Annotated in this window: 12 protein-coding genes; 4 read left to right on the top strand and 8 right to left on the bottom strand. The window is 74.4% G+C overall.

What is annotated here, in order from left to right:
* Nucleotides 1-249: 249 nt before the first annotated feature.
* On the bottom strand, nt 250-1,038 hold the full coding sequence (locus tag ACFXKG_RS19880) for a Clp protease N-terminal domain-containing protein (protein ID WP_384840359.1): 789 nt from the start codon (nt 1,036-1,038) through the stop codon (nt 250-252).
* 107 nt (nt 1,039-1,145) lie between these two features.
* Here ACFXKG_RS19880 and ACFXKG_RS19885 point away from each other — a divergent pair, with 107 nt between their 5' ends.
* Nucleotides 1,146-2,156, top strand: coding sequence for an aldo/keto reductase (locus ACFXKG_RS19885; protein WP_384840362.1), 1,011 nt, complete (start codon nt 1,146-1,148; stop codon nt 2,154-2,156).
* Between the two features lie 107 nt (nt 2,157-2,263).
* On the opposite strand, the gene ACFXKG_RS19890 is transcribed toward ACFXKG_RS19885, so the two are convergent.
* From ACFXKG_RS19890 to ACFXKG_RS19900, 3 genes are all read right to left on the bottom strand, one after another.
* Entirely contained in the window at nt 2,264-3,181 is a 918-nt protein-coding gene (locus tag ACFXKG_RS19890; protein WP_384840365.1) for a PhzF family phenazine biosynthesis protein, read from the bottom strand.
* Between the two features lie 71 nt (nt 3,182-3,252).
* Nucleotides 3,253-3,939, bottom strand: a complete 687-nt coding sequence (locus ACFXKG_RS19895) for a response regulator (RefSeq protein ID WP_384840368.1) — start codon at nt 3,937-3,939, stop codon at nt 3,253-3,255.
* Nucleotides 3,936-5,111, bottom strand: coding sequence for a sensor histidine kinase (locus tag ACFXKG_RS19900; protein ID WP_384840701.1), 1,176 nt, complete (start codon nt 5,109-5,111; stop codon nt 3,936-3,938). Before ACFXKG_RS19900 ends, ACFXKG_RS19895 begins: the two co-directional genes overlap by 4 nt.
* A 483-nt stretch (nt 5,112-5,594) precedes the next feature.
* On the opposite strand from ACFXKG_RS19900, the gene ACFXKG_RS19905 reads away from it, so the two are divergent.
* Nucleotides 5,595-6,389, top strand: a complete 795-nt coding sequence (locus ACFXKG_RS19905; RefSeq protein WP_384840371.1) for a class I SAM-dependent methyltransferase — start codon at nt 5,595-5,597, stop codon at nt 6,387-6,389.
* 51 nt (nt 6,390-6,440) lie between these two features.
* Here the strand turns inward: ACFXKG_RS19905 and ACFXKG_RS19910 are convergent, their stop codons facing one another.
* Entirely contained in the window at nt 6,441-7,289 is an 849-nt protein-coding gene (locus ACFXKG_RS19910; RefSeq protein WP_384840374.1) for an SDR family oxidoreductase, read from the bottom strand.
* A 142-nt stretch (nt 7,290-7,431) separates the two neighbouring features.
* Here ACFXKG_RS19910 and ACFXKG_RS19915 point away from each other — a divergent pair, with 142 nt between their 5' ends.
* On the top strand, nt 7,432-9,060 hold the full coding sequence (locus tag ACFXKG_RS19915) for an alkaline phosphatase D family protein (protein ID WP_384840377.1): 1,629 nt from the start codon (nt 7,432-7,434) through the stop codon (nt 9,058-9,060).
* Between the two features lie 75 nt (nt 9,061-9,135).
* Here the strand turns inward: ACFXKG_RS19915 and ACFXKG_RS19920 are convergent, their stop codons facing one another.
* Nucleotides 9,136-10,155, bottom strand: a complete 1,020-nt coding sequence (locus tag ACFXKG_RS19920; RefSeq protein WP_384840380.1) for a Gfo/Idh/MocA family protein — start codon at nt 10,153-10,155, stop codon at nt 9,136-9,138.
* 79 nt (nt 10,156-10,234) lie between these two features.
* On the opposite strand from ACFXKG_RS19920, the gene ACFXKG_RS19925 reads away from it, so the two are divergent.
* Nucleotides 10,235-11,632: a multidrug effflux MFS transporter gene (locus tag ACFXKG_RS19925; protein ID WP_384840382.1), complete on the top strand. Its 1,398-nt coding sequence runs from the start codon at nt 10,235-10,237 to the stop codon at nt 11,630-11,632.
* 99 nt (nt 11,633-11,731) lie between these two features.
* Here ACFXKG_RS19925 and ACFXKG_RS19930 read toward each other — a convergent pair whose 3' ends face one another.
* Both ACFXKG_RS19930 and ACFXKG_RS19935 read right to left on the bottom strand, forming a co-directional pair.
* The gene (locus ACFXKG_RS19930) at nt 11,732-18,868 is read right to left on the bottom strand and encodes an SDR family NAD(P)-dependent oxidoreductase (protein ID WP_384840385.1); all 7,137 of its coding nucleotides are present in this window, start codon (nt 18,866-18,868) and stop codon (nt 11,732-11,734) included.
* Nucleotides 18,869-19,033: 165 nt separating this feature from the next.
* A complete protein-coding gene (locus tag ACFXKG_RS19935) occupies nt 19,034-20,419 on the bottom strand; it encodes a hypothetical protein (protein ID WP_384840388.1) in 1,386 nt (461 codons plus the stop codon).
* Nucleotides 20,420-20,461: the final 42 nt, after the last annotated feature.

Consider the following 20,461-nt stretch of genomic DNA (forward strand, 5'->3'; position numbering starts at 1 on the left):
CCGTGCTGCGCTCGGCCGCGCACGCACTGCGCCCGGGCGGACGGCTGCTGGTCGTGGTGCCCCGCGCGGCCCCCCCCGGGGGGGGTTCGGGTGGCGGGGGGGGGGGGTCAATTGGGGGGGGGGCCCCGGGGGGGGGCCCCCGCCCCCCCCGGGGGCCCCCCCCGCTTCTGCTGTCCCCGCGGTGTTCCCGCTGCTCCCGCCGCCGTTCTTCCGTTGCTTCCCCCGTTGCTTCCCCCGTTGCTTCTCCCGCTACTTCTCGGGCTGTTGGGCTCCTCCGGGCTGCTGGGTGGTGGACGCGGTGATCTCTTCCAGCGCCGCGAGGATGTCGGCCTCCGATGCGGCCTTGTCGACGCCCGCGTCGTGGAGCACGCCCGTACCGTCCTCGAACTCCAGCAGCGCCAGCAGGATGTGCTCGGTGCCGACGAAGTTGTGGCCCAGCCGCAGGGCCTCCCGGAACGTCAGTTCCAGCACCTTCTTGCCCGCCGCGTCGAACGGCACCAGATCGGGCACCGTCGCGGCCTTCGCCGGCAGCGCCGCCGTCGCGTGCTGCCGCACGGTGTCGAGCAGCACGCCCTGGGCGACGATCGCCCGCGCGCCGAGGGTCCCGGGCTGGCTGATCAGCCCGAGCACGAGGTGTGCGGTGCGGATCTCGTCGTTCCCGGCGGCCTGCGCCTCGTTCTGCGCCGCGACCACGGCGCCCCGCGCACCCGGGGTGAACCGGCCGAACCCCTCGTTCGGGTCGAGGGCCGACGGCTCGGCGGGGGACTTCGGTACGAAGCGCTTCTGGGCGGCCTGCTTGGTGACGCCCATGCTGCGGCCGATGTCGGTCCAGGAGGCGCCGGAGCGCCGGGCCTGGTCCACGAAGTGGCCGATGAGGTGGTCGGCCACCTCGCCGAGGTGGTCGGCGGCGACGACCGCACTGGTGAGCTGGTCGAGGGTGTCGGAGTGGACCTTCTTGATGCCTTCGATCAGGTCGTCGAGACGGATGGGGTTGTTGATCTGCACGGGCTTCTGGGTGGGGTTCTCGGGGTTCTCCATGCCGTCAACCTTAGGTTGACGATCGAGAGACGTCAACCCAACGTTGACGATTCGGTCACGCTGTCGTTCTTGCCTTCGTGTGCGCTCCAACTCCTAATCTGCCGCCCATGGATGCCATGCAGGGCAGGACCCTGGGACAGAGCGGAATCAGCGTCGGCGCACTCGGCTTCGGGTGCTGGGCGATCGGCGGCGAATGGCAGCGGCCCGACGGGGACCCGCTCGGCTGGGGCGCCGTCGACGACGACGAGTCGGTCGCCGCGCTCCGCCGGGCGCTCGACCTCGGGATCACGTTCTTCGACACGGCCGACGTGTACGGGACCGGCCACAGCGAGAGGATCCTCGGCCGGGCGCTGCGGGGCCACCGCGACGAGGTCGTCATCGCCACGAAGTGGGGCAACCTCTTCGACGAGGCGACCCGCACCGCCGACGGCCACGACGCCACCCCGGGCCACGCCCGGCGGGCGCTGACCGCGTCACTGCGCCGCCTCGGCACGGAGTACGTGGACCTCTACCAGCTCCACATCTCCGACGCGCCCCTCGACGCCGCCGCCGAACTCCGCGAAACCTGCGAGGAGTTGGTACGGGAAGGGCTGATCCGCGCGTACGCCTGGAGCACCGACGACCCGGAGCGCGCGGCGGTGTTCGCGCCGGGGGAGCACTGCGCGGCCGTGCAGCACGGGTGCAATGTGCTCCAGGACGCGCCGGAGATGCTGGAGCTGTGCGCGGAGCACGGCATCGCGAGCGTGGTCCGCAGCCCGCTCGCGATGGGCCTGCTCGCGCGGGACCCCGGCGCCGGGGGGGCCGGGGACACGGGGTGGGCGCTCGGCTCCGGTGACATCCGGACCGTACCGCCCGCGTGGCTGCACTGGTTCGGCGAGGGCGGGCTGCCCGTACCGGAGCAGGCGGCGCGGGTCGCCGCCGTACGGGACATCCTCACGTCCGGCGGCCGCACCCTGGCCCAGGGGGCGCTCGCCTGGCTCTGGGCCCGCAGCCCGCACACGGTGCCGATCCCGGGCATCCGCTCGGTCGCCCAGGCCGAGGAGAACGCCGGGGCGCTGCGGTACGGGCCGCTCGGCGAGGGCGAGATGAAGGAGATCGCCACGCTCCTCGCCGGGTAGGCCCGGTGGCGTCGCGGACCACCCGCCGGTGCCGGTCGGCCGGGGCGTGCGTGCGGATGCGCCGCGCCTGCCGGTGACCTCCGGTGCCGGTGCGCCGCGCGTGCCGGTCAGCCGCCGTCCGGGATGCGCGCGCCCGCGCCGCTCACCCGGACGCGCGGGTCACCCTCCCGCAGCTCCACGGTCAGCACGCCGGGGCGGCCCATGTCCTCGCCCTGGTGCAGGGTGAGGACGGCACTCCCGGCCACGGCGCCCAGCACGCGCAGATACGCCCCGAACGCCAGCGCGGCGGCGCCGGTCGCGGGGTCCTCGACCACACCGCCCACCGGGAACGGATCGCGGACGTGGAAGACATCGGCGGACTCCCGCCACACGAGCTGGACCGTGGTCAGGTCCAGCCGGCGCATCAGCGCTTCGAGCCGGTCGAAGTCGTACGCGAGATCCGCGAGCCTGGCCCGGCTCGCGGCGGCCAGCACGAGATGGCGGGCGCCCGCGAAGGCGATACGGGGCGGCAGGGCGGGGTCCAGATCGGCGGCCGGCCAGTCGAGGGCGCCCAGGGCCTCCCGTACGTCGTCCTCCGCCACGCCGGTGACGTCCGGCTCGACGCTGGTGAGCGTGGCCCGCAGCGTCCCGTTCTCCTCCGTGACGGTGACGGGCACCGTACCGGCGCGGGTCTCGAAGACCAGGTCCCCGGGGCCGGTCCGCTCGGCCAGGGCGACGGCGGTCGCGACGGTGGCGTGTCCGCAGAAGGGGACCTCGGCCTTGGGGCTGAAGTAGCGGATGGTGAACACCCGGCCGTCGCCGCCCGCCGCGCCCGCCTCCGGAAGACCGGTGAGGAACGCGGTCTCGCTGTACCCCAGTTCCGCCGCGACGGCGAGCATGCCGCCGTCGTCGAGCCCCCGCGCGTCCAGGACGACACCGGCCGGGTTTCCGCCCAGGGGATCGGTCGAGAAGGCGGTGTACCGGAGCACGGCGGGGGACTCGGGGGCGGGCGCGTCGTCGGTGGTCATGCCACTGCCCAACCGCATGGCCCGGCACCTCTATTCCGGCTCTCCGGCTCTCCGGCTCCTGGCCGTGAGGTCGGCACCAGGTCGTCGTCTCACGGCAGCAGACGCCGCTCGTTGGCCACCGCCACCGCGCCCGACCGGGTGTCCACCCCCAACTTCCCGTAGATCCGGCCGAGATGGGTCTTCACCGTGGCCTCGCTGATGAACAGGGTGCGGGCGATGTCCCGGTTGCCCAGGCCGCGCGCCAACTGCTGGAGGATGTCGCGCTCCCGCCCGGAGAGCGCGGGGCGCGGGCTGCGCATCTGGGCCAGCACCCGGTCGGCGACCGGCGCCGACAGCGCCGTACGCCCGGACGCCGCGTCCCGGATCGCGGCGAACAGTTCCTCCGGCTGCTCCGCCTTGAGCAGATAGCCGGTGGCGCCCGCCTCGATGGCGCGGGTGATGTCGGCGTCGGTGTCGAACATGGTCAGCACCAGCACGCGCGGCGCGGCCGCACCGGGCGCGGCGCCGGAGACCAGCCGGCGGGTGGCCGTGACCCCGTCCATACCCTCGCCGAGCTGGAGATCCATCAGGACGACATCGGGCCGGACCCGCGCGGCCACGGCCAGGGCCTCCTCGCCGCTGCCCGCCTCGCCGACCACCTCGATGCCGTCGGTGCTGGACAGCAGCGCGCGCAGCCCGGCCCGTACGACGGCGTGGTCGTCGCACAGGAGCAGCCGCACGGGCGGTACGGCATCGGCGTGCGCGGCATCGGTCGGTACGGCATCGGTCGGGCTCATCGGGCGGCCTTTTCGAGGAGGTCGGGGGTGGTGAGAGGCAGGGCGGCGCTCACGACGGTGCCGCCGCCCGGCTCGGACTCGACGGTGAGTGTGCCGCCCGAGCCGAGGGCCCGGACCCGCATGGCCGGCAGTCCGTGCCCGCGCCCCGAGCCCGCGCCGGGGGCGGGCCCGGCGTCCGGGTCGAAGCCGCGCCCGTCGTCGGCGACGTCGAGGGAGATCTGGTCGCCCAGCCAGGTCAGGGTCAGCGCGGCCCGGGTCGCCCCGGCGTGCTCGCGCACATTGGCCAGCGCCCCCTGCGCGATGCGGAGCAGCGCCGCCTCGGTCCGCTCCGGCAGCGGCCCCGGGGTGCCGTCGACACGCAGCTCCACCCGCAGCCCGGGGCCGCTCTCCCGGTCGGCGAGCGCGCCCAGCGCCTGGACGAGGGTGCGTTCCGCGAGGTCGGCGGGGGCCAGGTCCTGGACGAACCGGCGGGCCTCGGTGAGTCCCCGGGCCCCGATCTCGGCCGCCTCCCGCAGATGTCCCCGGGCCGCGCCGGGGTCGGCCCGCCAGAGCCGGTCGGCCGCCTGGAGCATCATCTGCTGACTGGACAGGCCCTGGGCGAGGGTGTCGTGGATCTCCGTGGACAGCCGCTGCCGCTCGGCGAGGATCCCCGCGCGCCGCTCGGTGGCGGCCAGGTCGCGGCGGGTGCGGACCAGGTCCGCGATCAGGCCGCGCTGCCGGGCCGCCTGGCGCTGGAGGGTGATCAGGACGGCGGTGCCGACGGCGGCGACGGCGGGCGGGACGATCACCGCGTTGGGGTCGAACATCCCCTCCGCGAACCGCAGTTTGGAGGCCACCACCAGCAGGGTCAGTACGGACGCCAGTGCCACCGCCGTCCGCGTGGGCAGGGTGTGCAACCCGGTGAAGAAGAGCGGCATGGCGCACCACGCGGCGCTCGGAGCGACGACGAGGAGGACGACCCAGACCGCCAGCACCGCCCCCAGCCAGAGCGCGTACCGGACGGCGGGGCGGGCACCGGGGCGCGGCGCCGGCGCGAGGACCCGGCCGAGCGCGTACAGCACCCCGAAGACGACGAAGAGGGCGACGATCCAGCCGGCCCCCGGCTCGCCGCCGTGCAGGAGCAGATGGCGGACGAGCGAGGAGCCCAGCAGCAGGAAGAACGCGGCATGCATGACGACGGTCAGCCACCGCCCGTCGGTGTCGCCGCGCAACCCGGGACCGGTCCGCCCGTCGGCGTCACCGGGCACCCCGGGACCGGCCCACCCGTCGCGATCGGCAAGCAGACCGGATTCGACCCGCCCGTCGGCGTCGGCGCGTACACCGGCATCGGTTCGCGCGTCCCGTTCGGCGCGTACACCGGGACCGGTCCCCGCGCGGCCCTCCGGCTCGCCGTGCCGTACCACCGCAGACCTCCGCATCGTCTCGCCCGACTCCTCCCTCAGCGGTCCCTTTCAGCGGTCCCACCTCAGCAGTCCTAACGTCTTCCCCGCCGCGCCGCATCAACCGATCGGCCGATACGGACGTCCCCCGCGCCGCCCGCGAACGGGGGCCGGTCCGCCGACCTCCGCCCCCCGTTCCCGTGGGGAAGCTGGTACCAGCACCCGCCAGGACACCACCGGCCGCAGCGCCGGCCCGGCACAGACAGAGGAATCCACATGCCTGCCAAGAATCTCACCGTCAACCGCGCCTCCCTCGGGCACCGGGTCGGCTACGCCCTGCGCCACCCCGGACGGGCGCCGCGCTTCCTGGCCCGCGCGGCCAGGGACACCTGGCTGCGCCACCGCTGGCCCGACCACATCGCGTATTACCGCGCCGTGATGCGCTCCGACACCCGCGCCGACCCGGACCTGGCGGTCGGCAGCGCCAGCCATGAGCGGTGGCTGGCCCTGGGGACGATGCAGTTCGACTACCTCGTCGGCCACGGGCTCCGTCCCGAGCACCGGATGCTGGAGATCGGCTGCGGCAATCTGCGGGCGGGCTGGCGCTTCATCAGCCACCTGGAGCCCGCGCACTACTACGGCATCGACATCTCGCCCGACATCCTCGCCGCGGCCCAGAACACCCTGGTGGACAGGGGACTTCAGGACCGGCTCCCCACTCTGACCCCGGTCCGCGACCTGAAGCTGGCGTTCCTGCCCGACGCCCGGTTCGACGTCGTGCACGCGCACAGCGTCTTCTCGCACTCCCCGCTCCCGGTCATCGAGGAGTGCCTGGCCAACGTCGGCCGGGTGCTCGCCCCCGGCGGCTGGTTCGACTTCACCTTCGACCGTACGGAGGGCAAGGAGCACCAAGTGCTGCGGGAGGACTTCTACTACCGCACGGAGACGCTCATCGCCCTGGCCGAGAAGTACGGCCTGTCGGCCCGCTTCATGGCCGACTGGGAGGAACTCCCGCACGGCCAGTCCAAGATCCGCGTCACCCACGGCCCGGGCACCCGACGCGCCTCCTGACCCGACCGTCTCCTGACCCGACCGACGCCTGATCCGGCTCCCCGGAAACCGTCAGCCCCGGCCCACGAACGGCATCGACGTCGCCAGCACCGTCGCGAACTGGACGTTCGCCTCCAGCGGCAGCTCCGCCATGTGCAGCACCGTCCGCGCCACATCCGTCACGTCCATGACCGGCTCCACCGCCAGTTCACCGTTGGCCTGCGGCACGCCCCGCCGCATCCGCTCCGTCATGTCGGTCGCCGCGTTGCCGATGTCGATCTGCCCGCAGGCGATCCGGTACGGGCGGCCGTCCAGCGACAGCGACTTGGTGAGGCCGGTCATGCCGTGCTTCGTGGCGGTGTACGCGACCGAGTCGGGGCGCGGCGCGTGTGCCGAGACCGAGCCGTTGTTGATGATCCGGCCGCCCCGCGGGTCCTGCGCCTTCATCAGCCGGAACGCCGCCTGCGCGCAGAGGAACGTACCGGTCAGATTGGTGTCGACGACCTTCTGCCAGGCCGACAGCGGCAGGTCCTCCACCTTGACCCCGCCGGGGCCGAACGTGCCCGCGTTGTTGAAGAGCAGGTCGAGCCGGCCGTACCGCTCGCGTACCGCCGCGAACAGCGCGTCCACGTCCGCCGGTCGGGACACGTCGGTCCGTACGGCCAGCACCTCGCCCCGGAGACCCGCCCCGCCGCCCGGACCCGCGTCCAGCGCCGCGGCGGTCTCCTCCAGCGCCGCCGTCCGCCGGCCCGCGAGCACCACCGACCAGCCCGCGCCGCTCAGCGCCACCGCGACGGCGCGGCCGATGCCCGAGCCCGCCCCGGTCACGACGGCGACGCCCCGTCGGCCCCCGCTCCCGCCGTTCCCGGTATGGCCGTTCCCGCCGGCGCTGCCGCTGTCGGTCCTCCGCATGGCGTCCATGGCCACGCAGCGTACGTGAGGTACAACGTTCAGCGGCACGCGGATCTCACCCGCCCGACATACGTCTGTTGTGCACCCGACAACGGGTCGTCTCCGCCACCCACTGCACTGTCAGGGACACCCACCGTCAGGGGAGGGCCATATGGCATCCGCCGCACACACCCCCGAACTGAGGGCCGCCGCCGCGCACATCGGCCGGCGCCGCCTCCTCACCGGCACCGCTGCCGCCGCCGCGCTCGCCTTCGCCGTCCAGCTTCCCGCCGAGGGCGTCGCGGGCGCCGCCGAGCTGGACGCGCGGCGGCTCACCGAGGACCCGTTCACCCTCGGCGTCGCCTCCGGCGATCCCCGCCCGGACAGCGCGCTGCTCTGGACCCGGCTCGCGCCCCGCCCGTACGAGCCCGGCAGCGGACTGCCCCGTACCCGCGTGACCGTACGGTGGGAGCTGGCCCACGACGCCGCCTTCCGCAGGACCGTCCGGCGCGGAGAGGCCACCGCCCACCCCGAGTTCGACCACAGCGTGCGCGTCGACGTCCCCGGACTCGCCCCCGACCGGGTGTACTACTACCGCTTCCGCGCCGGTACGTGGCTCAGCCCCGTCGGCCGCACCCGCACCGCGCCCGCCCGCCACGCCCGTACCGGCGAACTGAAGCTCGCGGCGGTCTCCTGCCAGGCGTACCACGACGGCTACTTCACCGCCTACCGCCACCTCGCCGACGAGGACCTCGACGTCGTCTTCCACCTCGGCGACTACCTCTACGAGTACGCGGTCAACTCCGCGGGCGGCGCCCGCAACTACACCGACCGCGTGCTGCCCGCGCACTACAACCACGAGACGGTCACGCTGGAGGACTACCGGCTGCGCTACGGCCTCTACAAGTCGGACCCCGACCTGCGGGCCGCGCACGCCGCGCACCCCTTCGTCGTCACCTGGGACGACCACGAGACCGAGAACAACTACGCGGACGACATCCCCGAGAACGACGTGCCGCCCGAGGAGTTCCTGCTGCGCCGCGCCTCCGCGTACCGCGCCTACTGGGAGAACCAGCCGCTGCGCGCCCCGCAGCGCCCCACCGGCCCCGACATGCGGCTCCACCGGCGGCTGCACTTCGGCCGGCTCGCGCAGTTCGACATCCTCGACACCCGCCAGTACCGCTCCGACCAGGCCTACGGCGACGGCTGGCGGGTACCGGGACCGGAGTCCGAGGACCCCTCGCGCACCATGACCGGCGCCGCCCAGGAGCGGTGGCTGCTGGACGGCTGGCGCGCCTCGGACGCCACCTGGAACGTCGTGCCGCAGCAGGTGACCTTCGCGCGGCGCCGCGACCGTACGACCGCCGACTTCAAGCTCTCCATGGACGCCTGGGACGGCTACCCGGCCTCCCGGCAGCGGCTGCTGGACGGCGTCGAGGCGGCCGGGCTCGCCAACTTCATGGTGCTGACCGGCGATGTGCACACCGCCTACGCCTACGACCTGAAGAAGGACTGGGACGACCCCGCGTCACGCACCCTGGGCACCGAGATCGTGGCGACGTCCATCTCCAGCGGCAAGGACGGCGCGGACCGGCCCGCCGACTGGGAGCGGCTGACGACGGCCAACCCGCACATGAGGTTCTACAACGGGCGGCGCGGGTACGTCACCGTCGCGCTCGGCGCCCGGCAGGCGCGCGCGGACTTCCGGTCCGTCGCCGCGGTCACCGTGCCCGGCGCCCCGGTCACGACGTCGGCGTCCTTCGTGACCGAGGCGGGCAGGCCGGGCCTCGACCCGGTGTAGGTCCCGTCGTCCAGGCCTTGTCGTCCAGGCCCTGTCGTCAAGCGGCCGAGCGCGTGGCGCCTTCCCGCGGAGGTGTCACCGCTCCTGGTCCACGGGGTAGCGGACGCCGACGCGCTCCCGTACCGCGTCGAGCGTCCGCATCACCGCGAGCGTGCCGTCCAGCGGGACGAGCGGCGACTCCGTCTCGCCCGCGCGCAGGCAGCGCATCACCTCGGCCGCCTCGTACTGGAGACCGTGCAGCGTCGCCGCCGGCCCCGCCGTGATCTCCTCGGGCTCCGCGCCGTCCCGGTGGAGGACGAACCGGTCCGCGTGGAAGAAGCCGGACGGCACGTCGATCCGGCCCGCGGTGCCCGTGACGGTGGCGGTCGCCGGGGTCCGCCCCTCGATCGAGCACGACAGCAGCGCCGTCGCCCCCGACTCCCAGCCCAGCAGCATCCCGGTGTTCAGGTCGACGCCCTCGGGCGAGAGCAGCGCATCGGCCTGTACGCGGTCGGGCTCACCCAGCAGGAGGTGCGCGAAGGAGACCGGATAGACGCCGAGGTCGAGCACGGCGCCCCCGCCGAGCGCCGGGTCCCGCAGCCGGTGGCCGGCCGGGAAGGGGCCCTGGATGCCGAAGTCCGCCTGGACGGTACGGATCTCACCGATCGCCCCGTCCCGCACCAGCTCCGCCAGCCGCAGGAAGACCGGGTTGCAGTACGTCCACATCGCCTCCATCAGGAAGACGCCGCGCTCGCGGGCGAGGGACACCAGCTCCCCGGCCTCCCGGGCGTTGAGGGTGAACGCCTTCTCGCACAGCACCGGCTTGCCCGCCGCCAGCGCAAGCCCGGCCGCGGCCCGGTGCGCCGAGTGCGGTGTCGCGACGTACACGACGTCCACGTCCTCGTCGGCGACGAGCGCCGCCCAGTCGCCGTACGCGCGCGGGATACCGAACCGGCCCGCGAACTCCTTGGCCGACGCCTCGCGCCGCGAGGCCACCGCGACGATCTCGGCGTCCGCCAGCTCCTGTACGTCGGAGGTGAACCGTGCCGCGATACCGCCCGTGGCCAGTACACCCCAGCGCACGGCACGGTCGTCCGGAATCTTCCCTGCTGTCATAGCCGCCTCACTCGCTGTCCGCTTCACGGGTCCCGACCACACCGGCTGAGCTGAGAGCATAGACAGGGAATTCAACGACATGGAGATATGGATGCCGGACGGCGGCCGCACCACTGAAGGACGTACCGAGCACATACGACCCGAGCAGCGCCGCTCGGCACCCACCGAGACCCACACCGAGACCCACACCGAGATCCACACCGAGATCCACACCGAGACCCGCACCGAAGCACTCGCGCCGGGGGCGGTGGTCGCCGCGCGCCGGGCCGGGCTGCTGGTCACCCTCGTCCTCGGCGGACTCACCGCGCTGCCGCCGCTCTCCATGGACATGTACCTCCCGGCCCTGCCGGAGGTCACCCGCTCCCTGGGCACGACCGCCGCGACCGCCCAGCTCACCCTGACCGCCTGCCTCGCCGGCATGGCGCTCGGCCAGATCGTCGTCGGCCCGATGAGCGACAAGTGGGGGCGGCGCGGACCGCTGCTGACCGGCATGGTCGTCTACGTGGTCGCCACCGCGATCTGCGCCTTCGCGCCCACCGTGGAACTCCTCGTCGGCTTCCGGCTGCTCCAGGGCCTGGCGGGCGCGGCGGGCATCGTGATCGCCCGCGCCGTCGTCCGCGACCTGTACGACGGCATGGAGATGGCCCGCTTCTTCTCCACGCTCATGCTGATCTCCGGCGTCGCCCCGGTCATCGCCCCCGTGATCGGCGGCCAGGTGATGCGCCTCACCGACTGGCGCGGCATCTTCGTCGTCCTCACCGTGGTCGGCGTCCTCCTCACCCTCGTCGTCTGGAAGTGGCTGCACGAGACGCTCCCGCCGGAGCAGCGGCACAGCGGCGGCGTCGGCCACGCGCTGCGCACCATGCGGGGCCTGCTCGCCGACCGGATCTTCACCGGTTACATGCTCGCGGGCGGGCTCGCCTTCGCCGCGCTCTTCGCGTACGTCGCCGCCTCGCCGTTCGTCGTGCAGGAGATCTACGGCGCTTCGCCGCAGACCTTCAGCCTGCTCTTCGGCGTCAACTCCATCGGCCTGATCGCCGTCGGCCAGCTCAACGGCAGGGTGCTGGTCGGCCGGGTCTCCCTGGACCGGGTGCTCGGCTTCGGCCTGCTCGTCATCGCGGGCGCCGCGCTGGCGCTGCTGCTGATGACCGCCGGGGTCTTCGGGGACGTGGGTCTCTTCCCGGTCGCGGCGGGGCTGTTCGTCCTGATGTCCGCGATGGGCCTGGCGATGCCCAACACCAACGCCTCCGCGCTGATGCGCACCCCGCACGCGGCGGGCTCCGCGTCCGCCCTCATCGGTACGGCGTCCTTCCTGATCGGGGCCGTCGCCTCGCCGCTGGTGGGGATCGCGGGAGAGGAGACGGCCGTCCCGATGGCCGTCGTCCAACTGGTGTGCGCGGTGGGCGCGCTGGCCGCGTTCGTGGGGCTCGTACGGCCGTGGCGCCACCAGCGTCCGGCGGACCTGCCGGTCGCCTGAGGCGACACCCGCACCGGGCCCGGTTCCCTGGACCGGGTCCGGTGGCCGGGTGGGGCCGGTCGGCGGCTCGGCCGACCGGCCCCGACCGGCCCCGGCCCCTCAGGCGGGGCGGCCGGACAACTCGCCGTGCAGGTGAGCGGCGAGCGCGTCCGCCGTCGGCTTCTCGAACAGCAGACCCGCCGGGAGGTCGAGCCCCGTGAGCCGGCCCAGCCGGGTACGGACCTCGATCACCGCCAGTGAGTCGAAGCCCAGCTCGACGAACGGCCGGTCACCGGGGAAATCGGCCGGGTCCGGCCGGCCCAGCACGGCCGAGAGCTCCCCGCGCAGCAGCTCACGCAGCTCCGGCTCGGACATCCGCGCCGGCCACCGCCGCCCCGCCGACGGCGGTCGCTCGCGCGTGACGCCGCCGACGATCGGCGGCGGGCCCGCCGCGTCGGGGTCGAATCGGACCGGCACCAGGACCGGTTCGGCCGAGCCGATCGCCGCGTCGAACAGCGCGAGCCCCTGCTCCGCGTCGAGCGCGGCGATCCCGGACGCGTGGATACGGCGCCGGGCGAGGCCGGAGATCTGGTCGCCGAGACCGTTGCCCAGCTCCCACAGCCCCCACGCCAGCGACACCGCCGGCAGCCCCCGCGCACGGCGATGACACGCCAGGGCGTCCAGGAACCGGTTGGCCGCGCTGTAGTTGGCCTGCCCGGCCTTGCCGAAGAGACCGGCGACGGAGGAGTAGAGCACGAACGCCGACAGCCGAAGGTGCGCGGTGGCCTCGTGCAGCACCCAGGCCGCGTCGGCCTTCGGCCGCAGCACGGTGTCCACGCGGGCCGGCGTCTGGGCGCCGAGCACCGCGTCGTCGAGGACGGCCGCCGTATGCACGACCGCCGTCAACGGCGGGTCGCACGCCGCGATCAGCCCGTCCACCACCGTACGGTCCGCCACATCACCGGCGACGATCCGTACGGCGGCGCCCAGACCGGACAGCTCCCGCCGCAGACGATCCGCGTCCGGCGCCCGCGGGCCGCGCCGGCTCACCAGCAGGAGATGCCGGATGCCGTGCTCCCGGACCAGATGCCGGGCCGTCAGCGCGCCGAGCGCGCCGGTTCCGCCGGTGATCAGCACGGTCCCGGCCGGGTCGACCGGCCGGGTGTCGCTCGGCGCCGCCGATGTGATCCGCAGCGCGTGCACCAGGCCGTCGCGGACGGCGACCTGCGGCTCAAGACCGCCGCCCACGAGTTCCCGTACCCGGGCCATCGGCAGATCGGTGTCCACGTCGACCACGGTGATCCGTCCCGGGTGTTCGGCGGCGGCCGTGTTGACCAGACCGTAGGCGGCCGCCGCCGCGAGGTCCGGATCGGGTGTGGTGGCGTTCCGGGTGACGACGACGAGGCGGCCGGAGCGGTCCTGCCAGTCGTGCAGGACGTCCAGCGCCCGGCTCGTCAGCGCCCGGACGCGAGCGCCCGTGTCGCCCGCGTCGCCCGTGCCGCCACGGCCGATCTCGACGAACGTCGTCCCGTCGGTGGCCGGTACGGCCGGCAGTTCCGGTACGGCCGGCACCGGAATCCACCGTGGCCGGAACAGCATGGTGTCCCGCGGCGCCATCGGCCGGGTGAACATCGACGCCACCGTGGCGACCGGCTCTCCCGCCTCGTCGAAGACCTCGACGCCGATGGTGTCGGAGGCGGTACGCACACACCGGATCCGCGCCGTTCGCCGGCCGGGGGCGTGCAGCTCGACCCCGCTCCACACGAACGGCACCCGCGCCGCGGCGCCCGGGCCGTCCGCCAGCGCCGCCGCGTGCACGGCCGCGTCCAGCAGCACGGGATGCAGCCCGAACCCGCCGCCCACACCCTCGGGGAGACCGATCTCGGCGAACACCTCCTCGCCCCGGCGCCACAGGGCGGTCACCGCGCGGAACGCCGGCCCGTACCCGAAGGAGCCGTAACGGTCCGCCACCTCGATCCGCTCGGCACCGGCGGGCGGCCACTCGGCCCCGTACCGCTCGGGGGCCGGACCGCGCGGCGCCCGCAGCCGGCCCGAGGCGTGGCGCGTCCACGGGTCGTCCGGTCGCCGCCTGGCGTAGATGTCGATCCGCTCTCCGTCGACGACCACCTGGAGCGGGACGTCGTCGTCCGTCAGCCGCAGCGGTGCCTCGATCGTCAACTCGCCGACGGCGCCTGTGCCGCCGCCCGCCGCCGCCCCGGCCCGCAGCGCGATCTCGACGAACATGGTCGCCGGCACGACGACCGAGTCGCCGACGGCATGGTCGGCCAGCCACCCGTGGGCCCGGACGCCGAGCGAGCCACCGTGCACGATCCGCGGCGAATCGGGTGCGACGAGGGCCGGGCCGAGCAGCGCGCCGCCGGAGCCGCCGACGGCCGGGCGCGGTGGGTCGAGCCAGTAGCGCCTGCGCTGGAAGGGGTAGGTGGGCAGCGGGAACAGCCGGGCGCCGCTGCCCGCGTACACGGAACGCCAGTCGACGGAGATCCCGGCCGTGTGCACCGCGCCGACCGCGCCGAGCAGTGTCCCCGCCTCGTCGTGACCGGCACGTGCCGCCGGGACCGCGGGGAGCACGGCCGCCGCCGCACGGCTGAGCACGGCGTCGGGACCGACTTCGAGACAGGTCGTCACTCCGGCCCCGGCGAGGGCGGAGAGCGCGTCGGCGAACCGTACGGTGTGCCGCGCGTGCCGCACCCAGTACGCGGCCGACGCCATCTCCTCGGAACGGGCGCCGGTCAGTCCGGAGATCACCGGTATCAGGGGGCGGTGGTAGGTCAGGCGCTCGGCGACCGCGCGGAACCGGTCGAGCACCGGTTCCATCAGGGGCGAGTGGAACGCGTGGCTGACGCGCAGCCGGGTGGCGCCCGGGAACCGGCGGCCGATGGCGGTCGTCGCGGCGTCCTCCCCGGACACCACGACGGAGTGCGTGCCGTTGACGGCCGCGATCGACACCCGGTCGGCCACCTCGGCCACCAGCGGGGCCATTTCGGCCTCGGTGGCCGTCACCGCGATCATGACGCCACCGGCGGGCAGCTCCGCCATCAGCCGGCCACGGGCGCCGACGAGCGTCGCGGCATCCTCCAGGGAGAGCACACCGGCGAGGTGCGCTGCGGCGATCTCGCCCGCCGAGTGCCCGACGACCACGTCCGGCCGTACGCCCCAGGACTCCAGCAGCCGGCAGAGGGCGACCTCGAACGCGAAGAGGGCCGCCTGCGCGTGGTCCGTACGGTCCAGGGACGCGCCGGAGAGCACGGCCGCGCGTACCCGCTCCCCGAGACCCGGGCCGTCGGGATGACGGCTGTCGGGACGGCCGTCAGGGCCCTGGCCTTCGAGATCCCGGTGGTCGAGCGCGTCGCACGCCCGGCCGAACGCCTCGGCGAAGACGGGGAAGCCCCGGGCCAACTCCCGGCCCATGCCCGCCCGTTGCGCGCCCTGGCCGCTGAACAGATACCCGAGGCGGGCGTCGGCGGGCGCGGTCGCCCCCTCGCGTTCGCCGGTGGCCAGCGCGCGCAGGGCCACCCGGTCGCCGGCGTCGACCACGGCCCGGTGGTCGAGCGCGGCGCGGCCCACCGCCAGGGTGTAGCCGACATCGATGTCATCCGGCGCGTCGAGCAGCCCGGCCGCGACGGCCCGCAGCGCGGCGCCGTCGGCGGCACTGAGCAGCCAGGGCGCGACGAACGCCCCACCCCACGGAACCGGGTCCGCGTCGCCCTGCGCGGCCGGACCTGCGTCGCCGTGCGCGGCCGGGTCCGCGTCGCCCTGCGCGGCCGGACCTGCGTTGTTGTGCCCGCCTGGACCCGCGTCGCCCTGCGCGCCCGGGTCCGCGCTTCCGTGCCCGACCAGGCCCGCGCCGTCCAGCGCCGCCGGGTCCGCACCGTCCCGCGCGGCCGGGTCAGCGCCCCCGTGCCCGACCGGTCCCGCGCTGTCCAGCGCCGCCGGGGCAGCGGTGTCCCACGCACCCAGGCCCGCACCGTCCCACGCACCCGCACCCAGGCCCGCACCGTCCCACGCACCCGCGGCCGGGTCCGCACCGTCCCGCGCGGCCGGGGCCGGGGCCGGGTCCGTGCTCGGGGCCCGGTCCGCGGCCGGGGCCTCCTCGATGATCACGTGTGCGTTGGTGCCGCCGATCCCGAACGACGACACGCCCGCCCGCCGCGGCCGGCCGGTCGCGGGCCAGGGCCGGTCCTCCGCGAGGAGCGACACCTCACCGGCCGACCAGTCGACCCGGGAGGTCGGGGCGTCCGCGTACAGCGAGCGCGGCAGCCGCCCGTGCCGTATCGCCTCGACCATCTTGATCACACCGGCCAGACCGGCCGCCGCCTGCGTGTGCCCCAGGTTGGACTTCACCGAGCCGAGCCACAGCGGCCGGTCCCGGTCGCGGCCCCGGCCGTACGTCGCGAGCAGGGCCGCCGCCTCGATCGGATCGCCCAGCGGGGTCGCCGTCCCGTGCCCGTCGACCGCGTCGACGTCCCCGGTGGTCAGACCGGCGTCCGCGAGGGCCGAGGCGATCAGCTCCCGCTGCGCGGTTCCGCTGGGCGCGGTGAGCCCGTTGGAGGCGCCGTCGGAGTTCACGGCCGAGCCCCGTAGCACCGCCAGGACCGGGTGCCCGTTCCTGCGGGCGTCGCCGAGCCGTTCCAGCAGCACCGTCGCGACCCCCTCCGACCAGGCCGTCCCGTCGGCGTCCGCCGCGTACGACCGGCAGCGGCCGTCCGGGGACAGCCCCCGCTGTCTGCTGAACGCCAGGAACGTCTGCGGCGTCGACATCACCGTCGCCCCGCCGGCCAGCGCGAGGTCGCACTCGCCCGTACGGAGCGCCTTCGCCGCCCAGTGCAGGGCGACCAGCGACGACGAGCACGCCGTGTCGACCGTGACGGCGGGACCCCGGAGCCCGAACGTGTAGGAGATCCGCCCGGACGCGAGGGCGTGCGACGACCCGATGCCGAGGCGCCCCTCCAGCTCGTGCGTGTCGAACCGGCTCGCGTAGTCCTCGTTCATCACGCCCACGAACACGCCGGTGGCGCTGGAGCGCAGGGTCGTGGCGTCGATCCCTGCGCGCTCGAACAGCTCCCACGACGTCTCCAGCAGCAGCCGCTGCTGCGGGTCGGTGGCGAGCGCCTCACGCGGCGAGATCCGGAACATCCCGGCGTCGAAGTCGGCCGCGTCGTACAGGAAACCGCCGCGCCGGGTGGTGGAGCCGCCGATCCGGTCCGGATCGGGGTCGTACATCCCGGCCAGGTCCCAGCCCCGGTCGGCCGGGAAGTCGCCGGTCGCGTCGACGCCGTCGGAGACCAGCCGCCAGAGATCCTCCGGCGACCGCACCCCGCCCGGATACCGGCACGCCATCGCCACGACGGCGATCGGCTCAGGCTCCGGCCCGGGCTCGGGTCCGGGTCCGGGCCGGAGCCCGGCCGAGAGGCCGGTCGCCGTGACCGGCGCGGGCGCGGTCCCGGAGACCGTTCCGCCGGCCCGGAGCCGCGTCAGCTCGCCGATCAGGGCGCCGGGGGTGGGGAAGTCGTAGAGGAGCGAGTGCGGCAGGGCGAGGCCGGTCAGCGCGGCGAGCCGGTGCCGTAACTGCACACCGCCCAGCGACGACAGGCCCAGCTCCGTGAAGGCACGCTCACGCCACCGGCCGCTGTCCTCCCCGCTGTTCTCCTCCCCGCTCTCCCCGCCGCCGCACAGGGCGGCGGTCTCGGTACGTACCAGCTCCTCCAGCGCCGTCGGGCTCGGCGCGGGCGGGTCCGCGATCCGCTCGGCCATGGCCTTGCGCAGCGGTTTCCCGGAGGACGTACGGGGGATGGCGTCGACCCGCCGGAACTCCACCGGCACCTTGTGGACCGAGAGCCGGCGCAGGCACCGCCGGCGCAGCTCCTCCGGATCGAAGCCGTTCGCTTCCGGCACGACGAACGCCACCGGGACCTCGCCGACCTGCTCGTCGGGCCGGCCGACGACCAGCACGTCGCGCACCCCCGGCGCGCCCGCGATCACGGCCTCCACCTCCAGCGGGTGCACGTTCTGGCCGCCGCAGATGATCACATCGTCGATCCGGCCGTCGATGGTGAGCCGGCCGTCGTCGATCCGGCCCGCGTCGCCGGTCCGGTACCAGCCGTCGCCGGCCGGAGCGCCGGGCCGCCCGTGGTAGCCCGACATGATCCCCGGGGTGCGGACGAGGACCTCCCCGTCCGCGACCCCGATCTCGACGCCGTGCACCGGCGTCAGCCCGCTCTCACCCGGCAGTTGGACGGCGATCTTGCCGCTGGTCTCGGTGGCTCCGTAGCAGTCCAGCAGCGGGGTGCCGAACAGGTCCCTGACCACGGCCCGCGCCGCCTCGGTGCAGGGCGCGCCCGCCGTGAGGCTCAGCCGGGGCGGCACGGCCACGCCCCGCGTCTCCTGGCCGAGTCGGAGATACGTGGCCGGCACACCGGCGAGGACACACCCCGGGTGCTCGGCGAGCAGCGGCGCAAGGTCGCCCTCGGCGATCCGGGTGTGCGCGCCGAGCGTCACCGTACCGACGAACGCCAGCGACATCCCGTAGCAGTGGTGCAGCGGTAACGGCCAGAGGATCGTGTCCTGTTCGGACAGCCCGAGCATCGGGCCGTAGCACGCGGCCGCCGACCACAGCATCGCGCGCTGCGTGGTCAGCACCCCCTTCTGCGGCCCCGTCGTGCCCGAGGTGTAGAGCAGCCAGGCCGGTTCGTCCAGCCCGAGTCCGTCGGCGGACGCTTCGGCAGCCGCCGAGGCCGGGGCCGCCGACCCCGGAGCAGCGGACCCCGGAGCAGCCGAAACCGGATCGGACGGCTCCGGATCGGATGACCCCGGTGCCGCCGAACCCGGCTCCGTGGCCGGCCCCTCCTCGACGATCAGCACGCGCAGCCCCGGCCGCCCCTCGCACAGCCGCCGCGCCGTCGCCGCGTGCCGCGCCTCGGTGATGAACAGCGTCGCGCCGGAGTCGTCGGCGTAGTGGCGGAGTTCCGCCTCGGTCGAGCGGGTGCTCACCGGTACGCCGACCGCGCCCGCCCGCAGCACCGCGAGGCCGTACTCGATGAAGTCGACGCGGCTGCCGATGTGTATCAGCACCCGGTCACCCCGCACCACCCCGAGCCCCGTGGCGAGCGCGCCGCTGACGGAGAGCAGATCCCCGTACGTCACGGTGCGGCGGCTGTCCGTGAACGCCGGCCGGTCGGCCGGATGCCCGGACAACGACACCACCAGGGGTCTGATCAACTCTTCCCGGACGACTGACATCGAAGGGTCCTTCCGCTAGCTCCTGATCCGCCTCAAGAGGCGTATCGCGCCGCCGAGTTCACCGTACCGACGGCCTGGCGCGATCGTGATCATTCAACAGACGGGAAGAGCGAGTTGACAGCCGCAACGCCGCAGCGGCACGGGCCGAGAGGCCGCGCGGTCTGCCTACCTGTCGTCGCGGTGCGGATATCCGGTGAGGTGCGACCGGTCCTTGCCGTCCGTCCAGCGGAAGAGCCCGATCCCGGCGATCTCCGTGCTGGGCAGCCGGGTGTTGAGGGCCATCGTCTCCGGCACCGCGGTCGTCAGATCCACCATCACCGGCGCGCTGCCCCCGCCCGCCAGCGCGTCCGCCGGGTTCCGGGCGCTGCGCGCCCCGTACGCCGTGCCGTCGTCCGCGACCGTGGTCAGGACCAGCGGGCGCGTACCGTCCTCCTCCTCGAAGCAGTACGCGCGCTTCTCGGAGAGGTCGAAGGCGAGCCGCCCGGCGATCAGGTAGCCGCCCTGCGGCGAGGTGACGAGCTGCGGGTCGTCCGCGGACCTGATCGCCGGCTTGCGGCAGCGGACCTGGAGCACCGCCTTGCCGGTCGCCGCCTCGTGCAGCGCCCACACCTCGTGCGTACCGACGTCCTTCGCGCCCTTCTTCAGCTGCCAGGAGGCCAGGACGTAGCTGCCCGTCATCGAGGCGGGCACCCCGGACGCCGCGTCGGTGTCCTTCGGCGCGACCTTCCTGCTGTGCCAGCCGCCGCGCACCCAGAACTCCTTGGCACCGCTCACCAGCAGGCCCTTGACGGTCGTCCCGCGCACCTGCGTCAGCTTGCGGCACTCCTTGCAGCCCTTGGGATAGCCGAGCGCCCCCGGCGGGACACTGACCACGTCGACGGTCGCCGGGTCGACGACGGCGCTGGTGGCCTTGCCGTCGCTGATCAGGACGGAGGGGCCGGACGCGGTGACCCTCGGCGGGTCGGGCCAGGGGATCTCCACCCGCTGCGCCGAGCCGTCGGACGCGCTGTAGATGTCGAGGGAGACGATGGGGTCGCCGGGCTGTCCCGAACTCTGGTTGACCCGCCCGTACGACCAGGTGACGAAGTACTCCTGGCCCTCACCCGCCGACACGGAGAGCAGCCGGGGGTAGCGGTCGGGCGCGAAGAGGGTGCGCCGGGGCGGCCCGTCCCAGCCGGCCTTCCCGGTGGCGGGATCCACCGTACGGACCAGGTAGCGGTCGTCGTCGGTCCTGGCCAGATAGGCGACGAGCCCGGTGGACCCGGCCACGGCGTAGGTGGGGGAGCTGTCGGTGATGTCCCAGCCGCGCGCAGTGTCGTACGTATCGGGCACGGGCAGTTGCGGAATCCGCGGCACGCTGCTCGCCGACGGCCGCACGGCCTTGGTGTCGGCGCTCGGACCGGCCTGGTCGCTCTTGGTCTTCGTGGGTCCGCCGACGGTGACGAGGAGGAGCAGCAGCGCGAGCACCGACACTCCGGCCACCAGGGTCCCGCGGACGATCCGCTGTCTCCTGGTCGGCTTCTCCTCGTCGAGAGGCCGCATGCGCCGCATGGGTCGCAAGATCCCCGTGGGCCCCAAGAGTCTGCGCCCGAT

Source organism: Streptomyces sp. NPDC059255 (genome assembly GCF_042752355.1).
Lineage (GTDB): Bacteria > Actinomycetota > Actinomycetes > Streptomycetales > Streptomycetaceae > Streptomyces.